Origin of the sequence: Mesorhizobium sp. M0048, from assembly GCF_040323405.1 — a bacterium.
In the GTDB taxonomy this organism is placed as follows: Bacteria; Pseudomonadota; Alphaproteobacteria; order Rhizobiales; family Rhizobiaceae; genus Mesorhizobium.
Genome location: NZ_JAMYUV010000121.1, coordinates 1 through 1,214, shown reverse-complemented (window position 1 = coordinate 1,214; position 1,214 = coordinate 1). Strand labels below are relative to the sequence as shown.

Here is a 1,214-nt window from a genome sequence, read left to right as displayed (position 1 = left end):
CCGTCATGTGTCCGCCGCTCCGCTAAACACGGGGGCTGCGCGGCGGACACGCCGACGTCAACGCAATGCCACGCCATTTTGCAGAACTTGACGCACACAACTCCCGCACCAACCACGGCAGGGCGCGATGCATCGCGATCAGCGGCCTGAGCGTCGATGCGGCCATCAGCGCGGAGGTGCTGCACGTCCTGAGGCCGCTTGGCATCGATGCCGCGGTCAAGGCGATTGAGGACTGCATGAGCGAGACGTCAGACGCGCAAAGGCAGATCGAGCTATCTCTTCAGCAGGCACGCTAAGAGGCTGCCATGCCCGTCGGCAGTACGACGCGTCGATCCGGCCAATCGCCTGGTGGCCGGCGAGCTGGAACGCCGCTGGAACGAGGCCTTGCAGGCCGTGCAGAGAATAGAAGGCGAGATCGCTGCCATCGTCTTGAGCAAGCCTCTAACACGGGGCGAGCGGGAACGACAGCAGCTGATGCAACTCGGCGCTGAAGCGCTCCGATTGCGCCAAAGGCGCGGCCGGCCACCCTTTGATGCGGTGATGATGTTCAAGATCATGGTGCTGCAGGCGCTCTGCACTCTCGGACGATCAGGACGAGTTTCAGATCCACGACCGGTTTTCCTTCATGCGGTTCCTCGGGCTGGGGCTCGGCGACAAGGTTCCCGACGCCAAAACGATCTGGTTGTTTGGGGAGCACCTCACGCAGGCCCGGGCGGTGGAGAACCTGTTTGTCCGGTTCGACAAGCACCCCGGCTAGGACCCGACAAGGCGGGCTATCTGGCGATGGGTGGCCAGATCGTGGATGCCACGATCTGGCGGCGCGGAAGCAGCGCAACAACGATGCCGAAAAGGCCGACACCAAGGCAGGAAAGGTGCCGGACGAGTGGCAGAAGAAGCCAGCCAAGCTGCGCCAGAAGGACTGGGACGCGCGCTGGACGGTCAAGTTCTCGAAGGCCAAGGCCAACGAGGAGGGAAAGACGAAGCAGCGCGATATCGCAGTTCCCGCCTTCGGCTACAAAACCATGCCTCGATCGATCGCCGGCACGGCTTCATCCGCGGCTGGAACGTCACCAGTGCTCCCGCGGCGGACACTCGCGCTGATCGATGCAACAGTTGTGTGCGTCAAGTTCTGCAAAATGGCGTGGCATTGCGTTGACGTCGGCGTGTCCGCCGCGCAGCCCCCGTGTTTAGCGGAGCGGCGGACACATGACGGT

General features: G+C 63.3%; 1 protein-coding gene and 1 pseudogene. Both read left to right on the top strand.

The annotated features are described in order from the left end of the window. Positions 1-65 precede the first annotated feature (65 nt). Positions 66-296, top strand: a complete 231-nt coding sequence (locus NKJ84_RS32995) for a hypothetical protein (protein WP_352510002.1) — start codon at positions 66-68, stop codon at positions 294-296. 188 nt (positions 297-484) lie between these two features. Next, a pseudogene (locus NKJ84_RS32990) lies at positions 485-1,090 on the top strand (transposase); the annotation flags it as partial. Between the last annotated feature and the right edge of the window lie 124 nt (positions 1,091-1,214).